Source organism: Corallococcus sp. CA054B (assembly GCF_003611625.1).
GTDB classification, from domain to species: Bacteria; Myxococcota; Myxococcia; order Myxococcales; family Myxococcaceae; genus Corallococcus; species Corallococcus coralloides.
Window position 1 is genome coordinate 26,613 of sequence record NZ_RAVY01000001.1, and the last position, 18,951, is coordinate 45,563.

General features: G+C 70.9%; 13 protein-coding genes. 2 read left to right on the forward strand and 11 right to left on the reverse strand.

Translation table 11 applies throughout. From position 1 onward, the window contains the following. Positions 1–63: 63 nt before the first annotated feature. Positions 64–3,291, forward strand: a complete 3,228-nt coding sequence (locus D7V80_RS43555) for a serine/threonine-protein kinase (RefSeq protein ID WP_120586234.1) — start codon at positions 64–66, stop codon at positions 3,289–3,291. 25 nt (positions 3,292–3,316) lie between these two features. Here D7V80_RS43555 and D7V80_RS00120 read toward each other — a convergent pair whose 3' ends face one another. Beyond that, on the reverse strand, positions 3,317–4,414 hold the full coding sequence (locus D7V80_RS00120; RefSeq protein WP_147446944.1) for an ADYC domain-containing protein: 1,098 nt from the start codon (positions 4,412–4,414) through the stop codon (positions 3,317–3,319). A gap of 198 nt (positions 4,415–4,612) precedes the next feature. Between D7V80_RS00120 and D7V80_RS00125 the strand changes: the two genes are divergently transcribed. Next, positions 4,613–5,965 carry a sigma 54-interacting transcriptional regulator gene (locus D7V80_RS00125; protein ID WP_120586236.1) on the forward strand — a complete coding sequence of 451 codons (1,353 nt, stop codon included), beginning with the start codon at positions 4,613–4,615 and terminating at the stop codon, positions 5,963–5,965. Between the two features lie 44 nt (positions 5,966–6,009). On the opposite strand, the gene D7V80_RS00130 is transcribed toward D7V80_RS00125, so the two are convergent. The 10 genes from D7V80_RS00130 to D7V80_RS43560 all read right to left on the reverse strand — a co-directional run bounded on the left by D7V80_RS00130 (position 6,010) and on the right by D7V80_RS43560 (position 18,951). Next, positions 6,010–6,219, reverse strand: a complete 210-nt coding sequence (locus D7V80_RS00130) for a hypothetical protein (protein ID WP_120586237.1) — start codon at positions 6,217–6,219, stop codon at positions 6,010–6,012. Between the two features lie 52 nt (positions 6,220–6,271). Continuing rightward, positions 6,272–7,582, reverse strand: a complete 1,311-nt coding sequence (locus D7V80_RS00135) for a PQQ-dependent sugar dehydrogenase (RefSeq protein WP_120586238.1) — start codon at positions 7,580–7,582, stop codon at positions 6,272–6,274. Positions 7,583–7,613: 31 nt separating this feature from the next. Further along, complete coding sequence (locus tag D7V80_RS00140) at positions 7,614–8,786, reverse strand: triacylglycerol lipase (protein WP_120586239.1); 1,173 nt, start codon at positions 8,784–8,786, stop codon at positions 7,614–7,616. Between the two features lie 89 nt (positions 8,787–8,875). Beyond that, positions 8,876–9,544, reverse strand: a complete 669-nt coding sequence (locus tag D7V80_RS00145) for a DUF4476 domain-containing protein (protein ID WP_120586240.1) — start codon at positions 9,542–9,544, stop codon at positions 8,876–8,878. A gap of 219 nt (positions 9,545–9,763) precedes the next feature. Further along, positions 9,764–10,462, reverse strand: a complete 699-nt coding sequence (locus tag D7V80_RS00150; RefSeq protein ID WP_120586241.1) for a carbonic anhydrase — start codon at positions 10,460–10,462, stop codon at positions 9,764–9,766. After that, positions 10,459–12,030: a SulP family inorganic anion transporter gene (locus tag D7V80_RS00155; protein WP_120586242.1), complete on the reverse strand. Its 1,572-nt coding sequence runs from the start codon at positions 12,028–12,030 to the stop codon at positions 10,459–10,461. The genes D7V80_RS00150 and D7V80_RS00155 overlap by 4 nt, the downstream gene beginning before the upstream one ends. 180 nt (positions 12,031–12,210) lie before the next feature. Beyond that, positions 12,211–13,563, reverse strand: coding sequence for a sigma-54 dependent transcriptional regulator (locus tag D7V80_RS00160; RefSeq protein ID WP_120586243.1), 1,353 nt, complete (start codon positions 13,561–13,563; stop codon positions 12,211–12,213). Next, positions 13,560–15,227, reverse strand: coding sequence for a sensor histidine kinase (locus tag D7V80_RS00165; protein ID WP_120586244.1), 1,668 nt, complete (start codon positions 15,225–15,227; stop codon positions 13,560–13,562). Before D7V80_RS00165 ends, D7V80_RS00160 begins: the two co-directional genes overlap by 4 nt. 129 nt (positions 15,228–15,356) lie before the next feature. Continuing rightward, a complete protein-coding gene (locus tag D7V80_RS00170; protein WP_120586245.1) occupies positions 15,357–18,215 on the reverse strand; it encodes an FG-GAP-like repeat-containing protein in 2,859 nt (952 codons plus the stop codon). Positions 18,216–18,378: 163 nt separating this feature from the next. Further along, a complete protein-coding gene (locus tag D7V80_RS43560; RefSeq protein ID WP_304986798.1) occupies positions 18,379–18,951 on the reverse strand; it encodes a cytochrome P450 in 573 nt (190 codons plus the stop codon).

Below are 18,951 nucleotides of genomic sequence, written 5' to 3' on the forward strand. Positions count from 1 at the left end.
GCGGCGTGCCACTGGCACGAGGGCTCCGTGCCAGTGTGCCAGGGCATTTGATAGTCTTTGGCCATGTCATCCTCCGGCGGCGACGCGCCCGCCCTCCCGCCGGCCAGCGACCCGGCGACGCCCGGACCCGCGCCGGTGGACGCGCCCACGGAGGACGGCGAGCGGCTGGTCCCCACGCAGACGGCGCCCGTGTCCGGCCAGGGCCGCTACGCCTTGCTGGCGCTGCTGGGCCGCGGTGGCATGGGCGAGGTCCACCGGGCGCGCGACCTCCGGCTGGGCCGCGAGGTCGCGCTCAAGTTCCTCCGGGGCGCGTCCCCCGAGCGCGCCATGCGCCTGCTCCAGGAAGCCCGCGCCCAGGCACGCCTGGACCATCCGAACATCTGCCGGGTGCTCGAAGCCGGGGAGCTGGAAGGCCGGCCCTACATCGCGATGCAGTTGGTGGAGGGCGAGCCGCTGGACCGGGCCGCCGCGGCCCTCTCCGTGCCGGAGAAGGTCCGGGTGATGAAGGTGGCGGCGGAGGCCGTGCACGAAGCCCACCGGCTGGGCGTCATCCACCGCGACCTCAAGCCCTCCAACCTGCTGCTCTCCCGGGATGGGCAGGGCCGCCCCGTGCCCGTCGTCGTGGACTTCGGGCTGGCGTACGACACCGGCCTGGGCCACGGCCTCACCGCCACGGGCGAGGTCATGGGCACGCCCGCGTACATGGCGCCGGAGCAGGCGCGGGGGGAGCTGCGCGCCATCGACCGGCGCAGCGACGTCTACGGGCTGGGGGCCACGCTGTACGAGCTGCTCGCCGGCGTCCCGCCGTTTCGAGGGGCCACCCCGCTGGAGACGCTCCAGGCGGTGCTCCATGACGAACCCCGTCCCCTGCGCGCGACGGTGCCGCACCTGGACGCGGAGCTGGAGACGCTCTGCCTCAAGTGCCTGAACAAGGACCCGGCGCAGCGCTACGCCTCCGCCCGCGCGCTGGCCGAGGACCTGGGGCGCTACCTGGACGGAGAGCCCATCCTCGGGCGGCGGCCCGGCCCCGCCTCCCGGCTGCGGCGGCTGGCGCGCAGGCACCGGGCGCTGGTGGCCGTGTCGGGCGCGTCGCTCGCGGGCATGCTCCTGCTCTCGGGGCTCGCGGCGCGGTCGTGGTGGGCGCGGCGGGAGCTCCAGGCGGTGAGCGCGGCGCGCGAGCGGCTGGCGGAGCAGCTGGGCCAGCAGGTGCGGGAGTCCGAGTGGTTCGTGCGCGCCTACCAGGCGCTGCCCCTGCACGACACCCGGCCCGAGCAGGCCCGGGTGCGTGAACGGCTGGCCGCCATCGCCGCCCTCCCGCACGGCTTGGGCGCCCGGGGGGACGGGCTCGTGCAGCTGGCGCTCGGACGCGGGCACCTGGCGCTGCGCGAGTTCGAGCCCGCGCACCGCGCCCTGGAGCGGGCGCGCGAGCTGGGCGTCGACACGCCGGAGCTGCACTCCGCGATGGGCCAGGTGCTGGGGGAGCGCTACCGCCTGGCCCTGGAGGATGCGCGGCGGCGCGGCGGCGCGGCGTGGGTGGAGCACCAGCGCCGGGAGCTGGAGGCGCGCTTCCTCGCGCCCGCGCTGCGCTCGCTGGAGCAGGCAAGGGGGCCGGCGCTGGAGTCGCCGCGCTACCTGGAGGGGCTCATCGCCTTCCATCGCCAGGACCTGGCCGGCGCGGAGCTGGCGGCGCGCGAGGCCGTGGCGCGCACGCCCTGGCTCCCCGAGCCCCGGAAGCTGCTGGCGGACGTCACCGCCGCGCGGGCCCTGGCGCTGTTGGAGCGGGGCGACTACGCCGGGGCGCGCGCCGGCTTCGAGGCCGCGACCGGACGCTATGGCGAGGTCCTGGAGGTGGCGCGCAGCGACGCGGCGTCCCACGAGGCGCTCGCGGACGCCTGGTTGCAGGTGTCGGAGCTGGACCGGCGGGAGGGCCGCTCGCGGCTGGCGGCGCTGGAGCGGGCCGAGGCCTCGGCGGACAAGAGCCTCCTGGCGGATCCGGACCGGGCCTCGGGGCACACCCGGAAGGCCCAGGTGCTGATGAACCAGTACCGGCGGGTGACGTTCCAGGGCGAGGCCGACAGGCGCGGCGCGCCCGCGCTGCTGGACGCGTGGCTTCAGGCCGCGGCCCGGGCCGTGGCGCTGGCGCCGGAGGACGTGCTCGCGCACGACTCGCTGGGGTATGGCCACTTCATGCGAGGCCTGGGACAGGCCCGCGCCGGTGAGTCGCCGGACGCGTCCTTCGCGGAGGCCATCACGTGGCTGTCGCGTGCCATCGCGCTGCAGCCACGCTACCCCTGGGCCCTCAACGACCTGGGGCTCGTGCACCGCTGGCGCGGCAACCACCAGCGGGAACAGGGCGTGGACCCTTCCGGGGCCTACGCGGAGGCGGAGCGGTGCTTCCAGCGGGCGGCGGAGGCGGACCCCTCCTATCTCTTCGCCCTCTCCAACCTGGCGGAGCTGCACGCGGAGCAGGCCACCTGGCGGCGGTCGCGAGGCGAGGACCCCGGGGCGGAGGTCCAGCGGGCGAGGGACGCGGCGGCGAAGGCGCTGGCGGTGGACGGCCGCTTCGCCGCCGCGCGCAACCACCTGGCGGTGGCGGAGCTGGCGCGGGCGTCCTTCCTCGTCGGCACCGGAGGGGACGCGCGCCCCGCGCTCGCGAGCGCGCTGGAGCACGCGGCGCGCGCCCAGGAACTCAACCCCGCGTCGGACCGCGCGTGGCTCCACACGGCCAGTGCGCACGTGCTGGAGGCCCGGCTGGCGCTACGGGAGGGCCGCACCCCGGAGCCGGCGCTCGTCAGGGCGGGCCAGGCGCTGGCGGAGGCCCTCCGGCGGGCTCCGGTCTGCGCCGACTGCCGCGTCCAGGGCGCGGAGGTGGAGCGCCTTCGGGCGGAGCACGCGCGGCGCCAGGGCCGGGATTCCCTCCCCGCGCTGCGCCGGGCGCTGGATGAGGCGCGGCGGGCGACGGACGCCCATCCCTACGCGGAAGCGCGGCTGGAGCGCGCGCGGGTGTGCGGACAGCTCGCGTGGGCGCTGGCTCCCCGCGCGTCACGGGCAGTGGTGCGCGAGGGGCTCGACCAGGTGGAGGCGGCGTTGCGGCTTGCCCCGGGGCACGCGGAGGCCCAGGCCGTGCGGGGCGTGCTGTTGCTCGCGGGAGCCCGTGGCAGGGAGGACGGGGCCGCGGAGCGGGGCGAGGCCCGCTCCGCGCTCGCGCGCGCCGTCGCGCAGGCGCCCTGGCTGCGCGAGGAATACGCCGCGTGGCTCCAGGACGCGGCTCCATCGCCCGGCGGCTCATAGCCCCACGGCCCAAGCCGCCCCTGGCTCAGCGTTTCAGCGGCTGGGGCACGCCCGTCGCCATCACGGCGGGCGCGCTCCACTGGGGCGTGGCGCCACAGGGCGGCAGCCGGAGTCCCGGGGGCAGGGGCAGGTCGGTCCTGCGGTTCGCGGGGTTGAGGCACACGGCACCCTGGGGACTCCAGAGCGCCTCGACGTACTCGAGCTCCTCCAGCCGGTCGCTGGAGCGCACGCCGAAGCCATGGGCATCCCGCCGCAGGAAGTCCGTGCCGCTCACCGTGAAGGTCCGCGCGTCCCCGAGCCCCACGAAATACGCGGCGCGCTTGGCCTGGAGGCATGCCCCGTAGGCCGCCGCCCGGTCCGGGTCGTCCTGGAGCGACGCGGGATCCCACGGCGGATAACCCCAGTCCAGGCACACGCCGATGGCGCCCGTCTCGCAAGCGAGCGTGACCGCGTTGGCATCCGGTCGGATGGCGGCGTTCAGGCCATCCACGTGCCGTCCCGGCAGCAGCAGTGAGGGGACCGTCTCCCTCTCCGGCGCCGCGCACTGCGGCCTCCATGCCGGTGTCCCCACCTGGCGGTAGCGCACCTGGAAGCGGCTGGCGCCGAGCGGCGTCCACGTCATCTCATAGCGCGCGTGGCGCGGGTCTCCATCCGCTGGCGTCACCGGCAGCGTGAACGTGAAGGTCTGCCTCGCCAGCTCCGTTCCCCGGAGCTTCCGGAGGTCACCGTCCGGGCCGGCCACCGCGAGGAAGAGATCCGTGGGCGAGGCGTGGATGCCGTGCAGGCGAGGCGCCGCGCCAGGCGCTCCGTCCAGCTCCACCGGGACATCGAGCACCGCGCGCCGCCCCTCCCGGGAACGGACCTTCATGATCACGCCCTCGGGCGTGTTGACGAAGCCCTCCGGACACAGCGGGGCGGTCCGCTCGAACACGAAGCAATGGCTCTGCCCCTCCGCGATGTAGATACCCAGGCCGTTTGGATCCGGGTCGCACTGTCCCGTGGGGCAGCCCCCGTTGGGGTCGGCCCTCGCCTCGCCAGGCGGGATTCGCGCGGGGGCGGTCAGCCGGCAGCCGCTCCCCATCATCAATGCCAGACATCCAAGCCACGCGGGATGAAGCTTCACCAGGGGTCTCCTCGATGGGGCTCTTGCTGGGAGCCGTCCGTGCACCTTGTGCGAGTCCCATGCCAGCACCTCCCAGGGACGGGTGGGAACGCGCTCCCCTCGGGTGCGTCGCGGGCGTGAGGCTCCGGGCGGCCCTGGCTGGCACGGCGGCTGGCACACGGGCCCGTGCCACCGGTGGCACGGCTATGCTGGCGCGGCATGGAACACGACCCGTCCACCCTGCAACCGAGCGGCGCCCCCGGGCAGCCCGCATCCGCGGACGGCGCGCCGGTGCCGGGGCTCCTGCGCCTGCTGTGCGCGGGGACGCCCATGGCGGTGGCGGTGCCGCTGCCGGGGGCACTGACGCTGGGGCGCGCGAGCCCCGCGCTGGGGCCGCTCCAGGACCCGCGGATGTCGCGCAGCCACGCCCGGGTGTCCTTCGACGGCCGCCGGTTCTGGGTGACGGACCTGGGCAGCCAGAACGGGACCTCCGTGGATGGCGAGCCGTTGCCCGCGAACGCGCCGCGCGAGGCGCAGCGGCTCATCCGGCTGGGGGATTCGCTCTTCGTCCCCAGCGCGGACGTGGGGCCCCTGGTCCGCCACGGGGTCCGCGAGGTGGAGGGTTTCGTGCGCGGCCCCGCCTTCCAGCAGCTGCTGGAGGAGGTGGCGCGCTCCGCCCAGCACGGCTTCACGCTGCACATCCACGGCGAGAGCGGCACGGGCAAGGAGCAGGTGGCGCGCACCTTCCATTCGCGGAGCCACCGGAGCCGGGGCCCCTTCGTGGCGGTCAACTGCGCGGCCATCCCCGCCGCGCTCGCGGAGCGCCTGTTCTTCGGCGCCCGCCGCGGCGCCTTCTCCGGGGCCGACGACGCGGAGGGCTACCTGCAAGCCGCTGACGGGGGAACCCTGTTCCTCGACGAGGTGGCGGAGCTGGACATGGGGGTCCAGGCGAAGCTCCTGCGGGCGCTGGAGACGCGGGAGGTGCTCCCGCTGGGCGGCTCGAAGCCCCGGAAGGTCGACGTGCAGGTCTGCTCCGCGGGCAACCGGGACCTGCGCACGCAGGTGGCCCAGGGACGGCTGCGCGAGGACCTGTACTTCCGCATCGGGAGGCCGGAGGTGTCGCTGCCCCCGCTGCGGCGGCGTCCGGAGGAGCTCCCCTTCCTGGTGGCGAAGGCCGTGGAGGAACTGGCGCCGGGCCTGCCTCCGCACGTCTCGCTCTTCGAGGCCTGTCTCTTGAGGCCCTGGCCCGGCAATGTCCGGGAGCTGCGTGTCGAAGCGCGCGCGGCCGCGCAGCAGGCCCTCCTCAAGGGGGCGGCCCGGGTCGAGTCCGTCCACCTGGGCCCCAGTGCCGGGACCGCGTTTGGCGCGGCCCCCGCGCCCCTGGAGCCCCCGCCCGCCGGGCCGTCTGCCTCTCGCCTCCGCCCGCTGGACGAAGACGAGCGGGCCCGTGTCGAGCAGGCCCTGCGGCAGCACGGCGGCAACGTGTCCGCCGCCGCGCGCACGCTCGGGATGCACCGGACGCAGCTCCGGCGCCTGCTGGAGCGGCACGGGCTGTCCCCAGGCGGCTCCTGACGGCCGCTGGGGCTACCCGGGGACAATCTCGTGGGGATGGCTTGTCAGAAGCAGGTGCAGGCGGCCTTGTAACACTTGCCCAGCCGGAAGCCCTTCGCCACACAGCTGGCGTTGCACTCCTCGGCGTAACACTCCACCTGCGACGCTTGCGCGGTCGCGGGCGTGGACAGCGCCAGCGTGGCGCCAAAGGAAACGAACGCCCCTGCGCCCATCGCGAACAGCACCCGGCCCGCCTTCTTCAACGACGTCATCATGTGTGTCTCCCGGTGAGGATGTTTCGGCTTGAAGCATACCTCACCCGGGAATTCATGGAGTCCCTGGCGTGAGCTTCCACAAGCGGCCGTTTGAATCGTCCGTGAGCAGATAGAGCGCGCCGTCAGGCCCCTGGACCACCTCGCGGATCCGCGCGTTGCGCTCCGTGAGCAGGCGCTCCTCGCCGACCACGCGGTCGTCCTTCAGGACCAGCCGCACCAGCGCCTGGCTGGACAGACCGCCGATGAAGAAGTTCCCCTTCCACTCCGGAAAGAGCGCCCCCGAGTAGATGGTGAGCCCCGAGGGCGAGATGACCGGATCCCAATAATAGACAGGCTGCTCCATGCCCGCGGCCTGCGTCGTCTTGTGGATGGGCGCGCCCGAGTACTCCTCGCCATAGCCAATCGTGGGCCAGCCGTAGTCCTTGCCGGCCTCCGGGCGGTTGAGCTCATCGCCTCCGCGCGGCCCCATCTCCACAATCCAGAGGCGCTGCTGGGCGTCCAGGGCCGCGGAGAGGATGTTGCGGTGTCCGGAGGACCAGATCTCCGGCCGGGCGTCCTTCCTGCCCACGAAGGGATTGTCCTGGGGGATGGAGCCATCCGGGTTGATGCGGACGACCTTCCCGAAGTCGCTCTTGAGGTCCTGCGCCTGGACGCGGCCAGGGAGGATGGAGCGCTCGCCGAGCGTGACGAAGAGCTTGCCGTCCGGGGTGAAGACGAGCCGTCCGCCCGCGTGCATCGTGGACTCGAGCGTGGGCTGCATGCGGAAGATGACCTGGAGGCCCTCGATGCGCGGCTTCGGGCCATCCACCAGTTTCGCGCGAGCCACCGCGAGCCCGTTGCCGCCCTCGCGCGGCTCGTAATAGGTCCAGTAGATGAGCCCGCTCTTCGCGTAGTCGGGCCCCACCTCCACGTCGAGCAGCCCGCCCTGTCCCCGGCCGTCCACCTTGGGGAGGCCCGCCACCGGGGGCGACTTCTTGCCCGCGGCGGTGACGATGAAGAGCTTGCCCGTGGGCTTCTCCGTGACGAGGAAGCGGCCATCCGGCAGGAACGCGATGGCCCACGGCTTGTTGAAGCCCGAGGCGATCTCCGTCACCACGATGGGCGTGCGCGTCTTCACCGCCGGGGCGCGCGTCTGCTGCGGGAACGCGGGCTTGAACTCCGGGACGTTCGGGGGCGCGGTCTCCACGGGTGCTCCCGAAGGGATGTCTCCCTGTCGCGGCACGGACTGCTGGCTGTCACCCCCGCGCCCCGGTGCGAGGTTTCCTTCCTGTCGCGAGGGCGGCCGGGGCGTCTGGGCCCCTGCTTCCGGAATGGCGCTCAGCAGGAGGGAGGCGAGGAACGAGGTCACGAGTCCATGGCTCATGGGCCGACTCTCCGCCGGGACGGGCGGGACGTCACCCGTCGATGGACATGCGTCGCGCCTCTTCGTTGCCTGGGTGAACAGTCGCGGCGCCGCCCACCGTGAAATCAATCACCCGGTCCCACATCGCCTGGAACTGCGGCTCCTGGAAGTGGGAGCCCGACTTCAGCCAGCTGATGTAATCCGGAGGCTGGTCGAAGTGGCCCATGACGTCCAGGTGGTCCCCCTTCGCGACGTGGAGGACCTCTCCCCAGACCTGGGCGCGGCTCGGGACGATGCCGTCGCTCCTGGATTCGAACCTCCTGCCGAGGACATCCTGGAGGGCCTGGGTCTGGGCCGGCGTGCGCTCGGGAACCTGGAGCTCCCGGGACAGGGGCGCGCTCTTCGCATACAGGAAGGCGAAGAGTCCGTTCAGGAGCGCGTCCGGGGTGAGCAGCAGGTGCAGGGACAGCCTGGGCGGCGGCGCGCCCGTGACGACGCAGCCGTAGCGCACGCCCTCCCGGTCCGCAGTGTCCGCGTTGAAGCCCCGCATGCGGACCGGCATGAGGTCCTGGATGAGCGCCTGGTTCTCGCCCACCTGGCCGAAGAACCGGATGAGGTCCTCGCGCTCGGCCTCGGAGAGGTCCGCCGTCAGCCGGACGATTTGATTGAAGAGGTTGGGCGGCAGCTTCGCCTCTTCGCTCCGCAGGACGAGCCAGTAGCACGCCTGCAGCGCGGCGGTCCGCAAGGGCATGGCCTTGCGGTGCAGGGTGAGGAAGGTGAAGAGCCACAGGTAGCGCAGCAGCGTCTTCCCCACGCCGCCCTGGTCGAAGTAGCTGGCCAGCGGGGTGCCGTGATGTGGCGTGGCGATGGTCACGACCGAGCGCACGCGCTTCACGAAGTCCGGAGCCTCCCGCGCCATGCGCGGTGAGACGACGCTGCGCGCATCCAGCCCGCCCGTGGAGTGGCCGACGAGGTGGAGCTGCGCGTCGTCCTCGTTCGCGGTCCGTGCCATCTCCCGGAACACGTCGCGGGCCCGCGCCTCCAGCCCGGCGGTGGGGGCGGAGGCGATGGCGTGCACCCGCGCATCGATGCCGCGCTCCTGGAAGCGCTGCTCGAGCAGACGGGGGACGTTCTGGAAGTAGGCGATGCGCTCCGTTTCCTTGTCACCCATCTGCGTGAAGCCAAAGAAGCCGGGGACCAGATAGACGCGGTGCCGGTGGGTCATGGAGGCAATCCTAACGTGAGGACCGCCCCAGACGCCGGGGAGGGGTCAATGTGAAATCCCGAACCCCTGGCCCGGAATGTCTGTCTGGACTACTGGGTGATGATGTCCGTGTACTCGCTGCCGCTGATGGAGTTGTGCCACTTGGAGGAGAAGCCCAGCGCGTGCTGCGGATTCACCACGTGCGGCGCGGCCACGCGCGCCACGTCCAGGCGGACAATCTCATTCTTGAACAGGTCCAACACCATGCCGAACTGCGCGGCGGTCAGGTAGACGCGCTTGAGCATCTTGTCCGCCTTCTCCTGGCGGACGATCTCGTTGTTCTCGCTCTTGAGCGACTGGTAGAAGCCGCTCCAGGTGGAGGCGTCCATCGGGAACTGCCCATCCCGCCGCATCATGCAGCCCTCGTCCGAACGCGTGCCACAGTCGCGGTGAGAGGGCTCGGCGGCCATCTCCGGCCGCGAGTCCATCCGGGGCTCCCGCCGCGTCTCGGTCGTCCGGGTCTCGCGGTGCTCGCTGTGGCTCTCCGACTCCGTCGTTCCACCCGTCATCCGCACGTCCATCCGGGCGCCGCCGCCGCGCACCTTCACGGTGGTCGTCTCCTCGCCATCCACGTTCGTCGTGGTCTTCATCTTGATGCGCGCGTTGGGCATGTCCTGATCATCGATGTCCACCTGCATGTTGAACTCCGCGTCCTGCGCGAAGCTTGCGGACGAAACGAACAGGGACGAAACGAGCGCGGCACGGACGATGCGATTCATGTGAAGACTTGGTGGGAAACGGGTTCGGTGCGGTCGGTACGCTCAAGCGTTCCCGCCGCCGTGCCATCTCCACGCACTGTCCGCGTATTTATTCACAGGAAACGCACGGCGCGGCCGACCAGGCCCAGACTCATTGTCTGAGAAATGCAGAGCCCCGGCGATCCACGCTGAACGCGGGATCGCCGAGGCTCGGTGCTGCCTTGAAGGCTCGGTGCTGCCTTACTGGACGGCGCGGAGCGCGGGCGGCTCTTCCGCCAGCGACGTCAGGAGCCGATCACCCTCGGCCTCATCGATGGGCACGAAGCGGCCAAGGTCATCCCGGTAGGCGTGGACCTGCGCCGCCCCGATGTCGAACCACCAGCCGTGCAGCCGCAGCGTTCCCGCCGCGAGCCGGTCGCGCACGATGGGGTAGGTCTTCAGGTGCTCCAGCTGCTCGAGGACGTTCAGCTGGGAGAGGCGGTCCGCGTCCGGCAGCCCTTGGCCCACCAGGGAGTTGTTCTCACGCAGCTTCTTGATCGAAGGCGTTCCGTGCGCGAGCCACTGCTCAAGGTTCGGGGCGCCGTCCACGGTGCCTCCGGCCAGGATGGCCTTCATCGCGCCGCAGCTCGAGTGTCCGCAGACCACGACGTCTTCAATGGGCAGGAAGCCCAGGGAGAACTCGATGGCCGCCGCCTCCCCGCGGTCCGCCGAGGGCTGTCCGCCCGGCCTGGCCGGCGGAACGAGGTTGCCCACGTTGCGCACGGTGAAGAGGTCGCCGGGGTCCGTGGAGACGAGCAGGTTCGGCACCACGCGGCTGTCCGAGCAGCTGATGAAGAGGCAGTCAGGGGACTGACCCTTCGCGAGCCGCGCGAAGGTCGCCCGGTACGAGGGCAGGGTGTGGCGCTGGAAATCGAGCAGGCCTCGGATGAGCTTCTTCACTGCACACCTCCGGGAGAGAGAGTCGAAACGTGATGAACGGGGGAGGAAGAGGATGAGGCGGCAGGCTCCGTGGCGAGCGCCGCACGCGCGCTGCGCCGGGTCCAGACGTCCTCGAGCGGCTCCATCCTCACGGTGCCACCCGTCTTGCGATGCGTGTCAGCCCAGCTCTCGAGTGCCTCGAAGCCGGAGTGGTCGAGCGTGCTCACCGCCACGTCCACCTCAACGTTGGAGCCCGACGGAATCTTCGCGAGCGCCGTCGACAGCTTCGGCACCCCGACGAACGTCAGCGCTCCGCTGATGCAGACCTGGTGGACGCCCCTGTCGGCGTGGATCTCCACGCGCACCTGGCCCAGCTGCCACAGGAGCCGGAGGATGGCCGCGCCGAGTCCCAGCCCGATGCCCGCGAGCAGGTTGATGCCCACCACGCCGGCCACGGTGATGAGGTAGACGGGCAGCTCACCGCGGTGCCGCAGCTCCCGGATGTGGGCGAGGTTCACGAGCTTCAGGCCCACGTGCACGAGCAGGCCCGCGAGCACCGTCAGGGGCACGTAGGCCGCGAGGCTCCCCAGCAGGGTGATGAAGGCCAGCATCCACACCGCGTGCATGATCGCCGACCAGCGCGTCTTCGCGCCGGCGTTGATGTTCGCCGCGCTGCGCACGATGACGCCCGTGATGGGCAGACCGCCGAGCAGACCGGAGAAGGTGTTCGCCACACCCTGCGCGAGCAGCTCGCGATCCAGGTTCGCCCGCGGGCCGGTGTGGAGCTTGTCGGTCGCCACCGCGCTCAAGAGCGACTCGGCGCTCGCCACGAGCGCGAGGGAGAACACGGCCACGGCGAAGGCGCCCCACATGGAGCTTTCCGGAAGGGACGGCAGCTTGATGGCGGACAGCGCATCCGCCGCCAGCTGCACCCGGGCCACGTCCGCGTTCATCACCGCCGCGATCACGGTTCCGCTCATGACCGCCACCAGCGGCCCCGGGACCTTCTTCAGCCGGCCGTTCGGCAGGAAGCCCCACGCGATGAGGATTCCCAGCGTCAGCAGGCCCAGCAGCGTGGCCGCGCCATGGAGGTTGAGGATCTGTCCGGGCAGCTCCCGGATGTTGTTCCAGGCATTGCTCTGAGGAGAGCCACCCAGAACGATGTGGACCTGCCCCAGCACGATGAGAATGCCGATGCCCGCGAGCATGCCGTGGATCACGGCAGGGGAGATGGCCAGCGCGGAACGCGCGACCTTCAGCCCGCCGAGCGCCACCTGCACGAGTCCCGCCGCGGCCACCGCCGCGCACGTCACGGCGAAGCCCAGCTGCTGGATGAAACCAAAGACCATCACCGCGAGGCCCGCCGCGGGGCCGCTCACCAGAAGCGGCACGCCACCCAGGAAGCCCACCACGAGGCCTCCCACGACGCCGGCAATGAGGCCCGCCATGATGGGCGCTCCAGAGGCGAGCGCGATGCCCATACAGAGGGGCAGGGCCACCAGGAACACCACCAGCGAAGCTGGCAAATCCGAAGCGAGGATCGCCTTCAACGAAGGCCTCGCCTCTGCTGCCTTTACATCCGAAGTCATTGCTTGAGCTCCCCTGTCAGCTGTCACGCCACACCAGGGATTGGCGTGACAGGGGGGGCTACGCAATCGTTGTGCCAGCCAGTTCCAGACACCTCCCGTCGAGGGCGGGAGGCCTCAAGACGGGGCGATGAAAGAATCTTGAAGCCCGCGGTCCGAGCGATGAACGAATTTTAAAGTCCCTCACTCGGAGGGCGGATTCTCTTCCAGGCGGCGGAGGAAGGTCGGATAGGACAGGCCCAGTGCGCGTGCCGCCTCCATGCGCCTGCCTCCAAGCTGCTCGAGCACGTGCCGGACATAGAGCCGCTCCACTTCATCGAGCGGGCGGGGGGGGCCTGACACGGAGAAGGCATTGGGGTCGACCGCGGCCGGCGCGCCGCCTCCCTTGGCGAGCGACTGGAGTTCGAGCGCGGGGCCGACCTCGAGCACGAGCGCCCGTTCGAGCACGTTGCGCAGCTCCCGGACATTGCCGGGGAACGGATAGCTCACCAGGCGCTCCTCCGCGGCGGGGGAGAAGGGGACCGGGCGCCGTCCGAGTTCCGAGCAGAGCTCCTGCACGAGCGTGCGCGCGAGCGGCAGCACGTCCTCGCGACGCTCGCGCAAGGGGGGCACGTCCACCCGGAACACGCTGAGCCGGAAGAGGAGGTCCTCGCGAAAGCGCCCGGCGGCGACCTCCGCTTCCAGGTCCTTGTTGGTGGCGGCGACAATCCGGGCGGTGCTCGTGAGCTCCGTCATGCCACCGAGTCGCCGGAAGGCCCCCTTGTCTAGAAAGGTGAGCAGCTTGGCCTGGAGCGCGAGCGGCAGCTCCCCCACCTCGTCGAGGAAGAGGAGCCCGTCGCTCGCGAGCTCCACGAGCCCGCGCCTGGCCGTCTTCGCATCCGTGAAGGCGCCGCGCTCGTGACCGAAGAGCTCGCTCTCCATCATCGTGTCCGGGAGCGCGGCGCAGTTGATCTGCACGAAGGCCCCCTGCTTCTGGCGCAAGGCGTGGAGATGGCGGGCGAGCACCGCCTTCCCCGTTCCGGTCTCCCCGAGCAGCAGGACGGGACTTCGCGGCGTGGTGGCGATCCGCTCCAGCATCTGGAGGGTTCGCTGCATCGCTGGCGAGCGGGACTCCGCCAGCCGATGCCGTCCTTCGAGGACGCTCTCGGCCTGGCGCAGCCGTTCCTGGAGCTGGAGGTCGCTGGCCGCGCGGCGCGCGCGCATCACCAGGTCGTCGATCTCGACCGGCTTGCTCAGGTAGTCGCGAGCCCCCGCGCGGATGGCTTCGACGGCGCTCTCGATATCGCCGTGCGCGGTCACCATCAGCACGACGGTCGTTGGAAGCTGGGCCCGCAGCTCGGGCAGGAAGACGAGCCCGTCTCCGTCCGGCAGCCTCCGGTCCAGCACGACGAGGTCGGGGGCCTCGGCGGCGAGCGCGACGCGGGTCTCATGCAGCGAGCGCGCGACCCGGACGCGGAATCCCTCCTGGCTCAGCATGGAGGCCGCGAGCGAGGAGAAGGTCCTGTCGTCATCGACGAGCAGCAGGGAGGTGCTCATGAAGCCATTTTCTCAAGCGGAAGGCGAACCGTGAAGCGGCTGCCTCCGGGCACGCGTGTATAGGAAACGCTTCCACCATCATGCGCACGGATGGCCGTGCGCACCATCGGAAGCCCAAGCCCGATTCCCCTCGACCGGCCCACCGCGAAGGGCTCCCAGAGCCTGGGCTCGAAGGCCAGGGGCACTCCTCCCGCGTTGTCCTCCACGACGAGCACCACCTCCGCGCCTTCGCGAAGCAGCTGGACCTGGACGCGAGGTGTGGGCTGCAGCCCTGTGTCATGGGCCACGGCGCCGGCTTCGACGGCGTTGCGGATGAGGTTGTCGACAGCGGAGACCAGCAGCGTCGGGTCCCCCTTCACGAAGAGCCCCTCCTGCAGTGTGGTCTCGATGGTGACATCCGCTGCTTCCGGCAGGAGCCTCACGGCTTGAAGCGCGTCCTGGACGAGCAGGTGCATCTCGCAGCTGCGCCGCTGCGTGGACTGGGGGGAGGCAAAGCTCAGCAAGGAGCGGGCGAGGTGGCCGAGCCGGTCCGCCTGGGAACGCAGCGCCTGGACGGGCAGGGTCGTTTCGCCTCCCTTCGCGCGAATCATGCTCAGCGCGGCCTGCATGCTGTTGAGCGCGTTCTTCACCTCGTGGGCGATGAGCGAGGAGGCCGTGCCGAGCGCCGCCATCGTCTCCTGGCGCCGCAGCTGTTCCTCGGCGGCCATCAGCGAACGGTAGGAGCGGCGCAGGAGCACCGTGAAGAGCAGGAGCACGCCGCCGAGCAGCGCGGTGTGGAAGCCGAGCTGCCCGAGGTAGCGGCGCTTGAGTTGCTCGCGGTCCCTCGCCTCGTCCTCGAGCACGGCGAGCAGCATCTCGGTTCCGGGAACGAGCGCCGCCGCGCCGAGCAGCCGCGTGCCTCCGAGCGTGATGGCCCCGGGCGCTTCCACCAGCGGGCGAAGGCGCGCGGCGAGCTCCGGCTGGCGCAAGAGTGGCGGAGGCATTGCCGGAAGGAGGAGCCGGCCGCGCTCGCCGAGCAGGGCGACCAGGGACTCGTTCGCCCCGCGATGGGGCGGTAGCAGCTCGCTCGCCGTCGCGAGCTCGCCCACGAGCAGGCCCACGACACGCTCGTCGCGCACGACGGGGACCGCGACCGCGACGAGCCCTCCGCCTTCCTCGTCCAGCAGTCCGACCGAAGCGGCCCGCCGCTCCATCATCCGCCGGAACCACGGGCGCGTGGGGAGCGGTGTGCGCCCCAGCGGCATGTCCACCGGGTCGCTCCAGATGCGCTCGCCGTCCGCTGCCAGCAGCGCGACGCCCGCCGAGAAGAGGGACGTGTGGCCGAAGGCATTCTCGAGGAGCGCCACCTCGGGGGCCGCCGCACCATCCTCGGGTCTGAGCGCCGGGTGTTCCGCCAGCCGTTGCAGCTCCGCGCGCAGCAGTCCCAGGTGCGCGCCCAGTGCCTGGGCCTGGAGGCCCGCGCGGTCCGACAGGTGGACGAGGAGCTCGCCCTCCGCGGCCTTCACGTCCGCCTGGTAGGTCACGAAGGGGCTCACGAAGGCGGCGCCCCAGAGGAGCATCAGGCCGACCACGGCGGACCGGCCCGCTTTTCTCTGCGTGCGAAGCAGCTCGCCCGGTGGGGGCACGAGTGAGGTCAGTGACGGATGGGCCGGGGGCGGCGACATGCGCCCATCTTCAACACATTTCGACGCGCACGGCATTCGCTCGTGAAGGCCGCGTGGAAAAGCGCCTCGCTGAAACACGTCCGCGAGTCTCGCCCTCCCACCAGGAGGGCGAGACCCGGTTGTCCGGGACTACTGGACGAGCACCTGGATGACCTGCTCCGAGGTGTTGCCCGCGGCGTCCGTGGCCTGAAGGAGCACGGCGTTGTAGCCGGGGCTCGAGAAGGCCACCGTGTGCGCGGCAATGTTCGTCCCCGCGCCGACGTCCGCCGTGTGGATCCAGTTGGCGGTCACCCGCACCGGGGTCAGGTCCGTGACCTCCGTGAGGATGTCCACCACCCAGGGCTGGGGGACATCGAGCGCGGGGGCGAGGACCCGGAGGACTGGCGCGGTGCGGTCCACCGTCACCTCCATGCTCCGGGTCGCGGTGCCGCCGGCGGTATCAATGACGGTGAGGGTAATGGTGTGCTCGCCCTCGGGCAGCTCCAGCCAGCTCACGACGTGGCCGCCGCTGAGGTCCGGCGTGAGGCGCAGGGGAGCGCCCCCGTCGATGGTGAGCAGGACCGCGCTGATGGCCGCGCCACTGGAGCCGGGCGTGGCCCAGCCACACGCCTTGATCAATTCCGCGGACGTGTAGCGCGGCATGTTGCACATGGTGAGGTCAGGGGGCGCCGAGTCGTGGTTCACCACGTGGATGGCGGTGGTGCAGGAAGCGCTGAGGCCCGTTGCGTCCGTGGCGGTGTACGTCACCTCCGTGGTCCCCAGGGGATGGATTCCAGCGGAAGGGCCGCTGATCGTCGCGCCACACGCGTCTGAAGCGGTGGCCTCCCCGGGAATGACGAAGGCTCCCTCCGGGCCCGTGGCTTCCACGATGCGCTCGGCCGGACAGGTGATGACGGGGGCCGTGGTGTCGACGACGGTGACCGTGGCCGTGCAGGAGTCGCTCGACTGCCCATCGGAAACCGTCAACGAGACGGAGTGGCTCCCCAGGCCGAACGGACCCGAGGGGGATTGGGTGAGGGTGAGGGGGGAGGGCTGCTGATCCGGATCATGGCTTCCGTCATCCACGCTGACCTGCGCGTTACAGGTGATGGCGCTGACGGTGACGTCCTTGCAGACAGCGACAGGCGGGACGTTGGTGGAGCACTCCAGACTGACGGGTGCGCTGCCGCTGTTGTTGGTCTCCACGCATTCGGTTTCCCGGCCGACGCCCGTGCCATCGTTGTCCGCCACGGCCCAGATCTCCGCGGTCCCGCCCGGGGCGGAGGCGAGCAAGAGGGTTGCGACCGCGCCATGGCCGGCGGTGAGCACGGAGGGGAGGGTGGCCACGCCCAGCAGCGTGCCGCCCGCGGTGGGATTGCCCTGGTAGAAGGCCACGGGCAGCCCGGCGGAGACGGCGGCATCCCCCTGATTGTAGACATGCGCGTTGAGACTGAGGGCTCCGGTCGTCCGGTCGCACCCGGCGCTGACCTCCGTCACCGTGACATCCGCGGCGGCAAAGGGGTTGGTGGAGCCGGTGCCCTGGCTGTTGGAGCGGAAGGTATTGAGCCCGGGGGTCCGCCAGTTATCGATGGGGTGCGTGGGGACGGTGCCATCGTCGTTGATGTGGGTGACGGAATACGCGTGCTGGTTCCAGATGCGGCGGGTGTTCACCCAACCATCCGAGCGGTCGCGGAACACGCGGATGCCCGTGGCACCAGGGAAGCCGTAGTTGTTCGAGGCGACGACGATCTCCGCGTTGTCGTCACCATCCACGTCGACGATGAGCGGGTTCTCGTAGGTCGTCCCGGAGGCATGCTCCACGCTGAAGCGCACCGCGCCAGTCGCACCGTCATAGATGCGCAGGCGGACCTCGTCGGCGTAGACCACCTCCGCCTTCCCATCCCCTTCGAAGTCGAACGTGGACGACCCCGTCATGTTCGAGCTGCTGTCCTGGACGGGGCTGGACCACTTGACGGTGCCATTCGTCTCGAAGACGGTGTACCGCGTGGCGCCAGCCACACCGATCTCCGGCAGGCCGTCCGCGTCGAAGTCGGCGATGTTGGGCGCGCCACCGTTGCCGCCGCCGGGGAGGACCTGGGTCCAGAGCAGGGTGCAGTCGTCATCCATCAGCGAGACTCGACCGGCGGACACCACCACGACCTCTCCGTGGGGATCGCTGTCGAAGTTGGCCACGCCGGCCAGTCCATGCCCGATGTTCGTGTTCCTGCACTTGAGCGTGCCGTCATGGCGGTAGATGGCCCTGCCATTGACCACTTCCCGCAGGCCGTCACCGTCAATGTCCGCCGCGAACGAGATGGGGCCCGTGGACTGGCCACCCATGCCATCCATCCCTGACCACTTCAGCACGCCCGTATTGCTGAAGACCTGGTTGCCGTTGATGATTTCCACGGTGCCATCGCCGTCCAGGTCCGAGAACGAGACGCCTCCCCAGTTGTTCAGCGTTCCCTCCGTCCGGAACTTGAACGCGCCGGTGTTCTCGAAGCAGAGGATGCCGCCGCCGCTCGATGGCATGGCGCACAGCTCCACCAGGCCGTCACCGTCGATGTCCGCGCCAGCCACGCTCGCGGCTCCCCGCACGCGCAGGGCCGGGTCCGTCACGGTCCACAGTTCGCTGCCGTCCGCGCCGCTGATGGCACGCAAGACGCCATCCGTCGTGTAGTTGGCGCCCGCGAAGGAGCTGAAGACGACGTCTGGGATGCCATCGCCGTTCACCTCCACGACGATGGGCGTCATCATGACCTGCTTGTGCTGTGGCAGGATGGTGCTTCCACTCCAAGCCCACTCCAGTTCCGGCTCGAAGTTGGGATTGAAGGGCGGTTGGACCACGCACTCGCCATTGGCCGCTGCTTCGGCCTGTCCCAGCGGAGGCTGTGGCTGTCCCTCCTCCCGGGTCTCGCCACAGGCGGTCATCAAGAACAGAGAGACGGCTGACAGCCGGATGTCAGCCGTCAAGATGAGGGATTTCCTTCGCTGCTTCACGGGGGCCATGCTTCCTCGTTTCACGCTGCATGGGCTGGCAGCGCCAAGAGTCGGCCGGTGTATATTGAAAGCCCATAAATTCCAGCAACTGGGTCAAACCGAACGCGGTGGGTCTTGAATGGCCACGCCACGGTTTGTATGTCGTTGGAACTCGGAGGGAAGCCGCCTGGCTTCAGGCCGGGAGGAGCTCCACCGGGAGCGTCCGGGGCCCGTGGATGGTGAGCCCCGGGAGCCACTCGATGGCCGGGGAGCGGAGCCGCAGGGCGCGGATGCGCGGGACGAGCGCCTCCAGCGCGAGCCGGGCCTCCATGCGCGCGAGCTGCGCGCCCAGGCAGAAGTGGATGCCGTGGCCGAAGGAGAGGTGCTGGCTTGCCTTCTCCCGGCCGGGAGCGAAGACGTCCGGCTGCTCGAAGATGCGCTCGTCGGCCTCCAGCCGCGCCATGCCGGTGGGACCGAAGGCGCGGTTGATCATGGCGCGAAGCTGCGTGTGGCGCGGCGGATCCCGCGTGACGAGCGATTGCGCCACCGGGTTGGGCCCCAGCCAGGGCGGCTCCGCCGTCGTCGCGAGCGCTTCGGAGGAGAAGCGCTGCGCGTTCTTCTGGACGGTGCGCACGTCCTCGTACCGGGCGGCGGCATAGGCGCCGAAGGGCGCGATCCGGCAGAGCCCGGACTCCGCGCGCATGCGCGCATACAGGGCGTGGCGCTCCGACTCGGTGGTGGGAGCGAACAGGTCGTACGTCTGCAA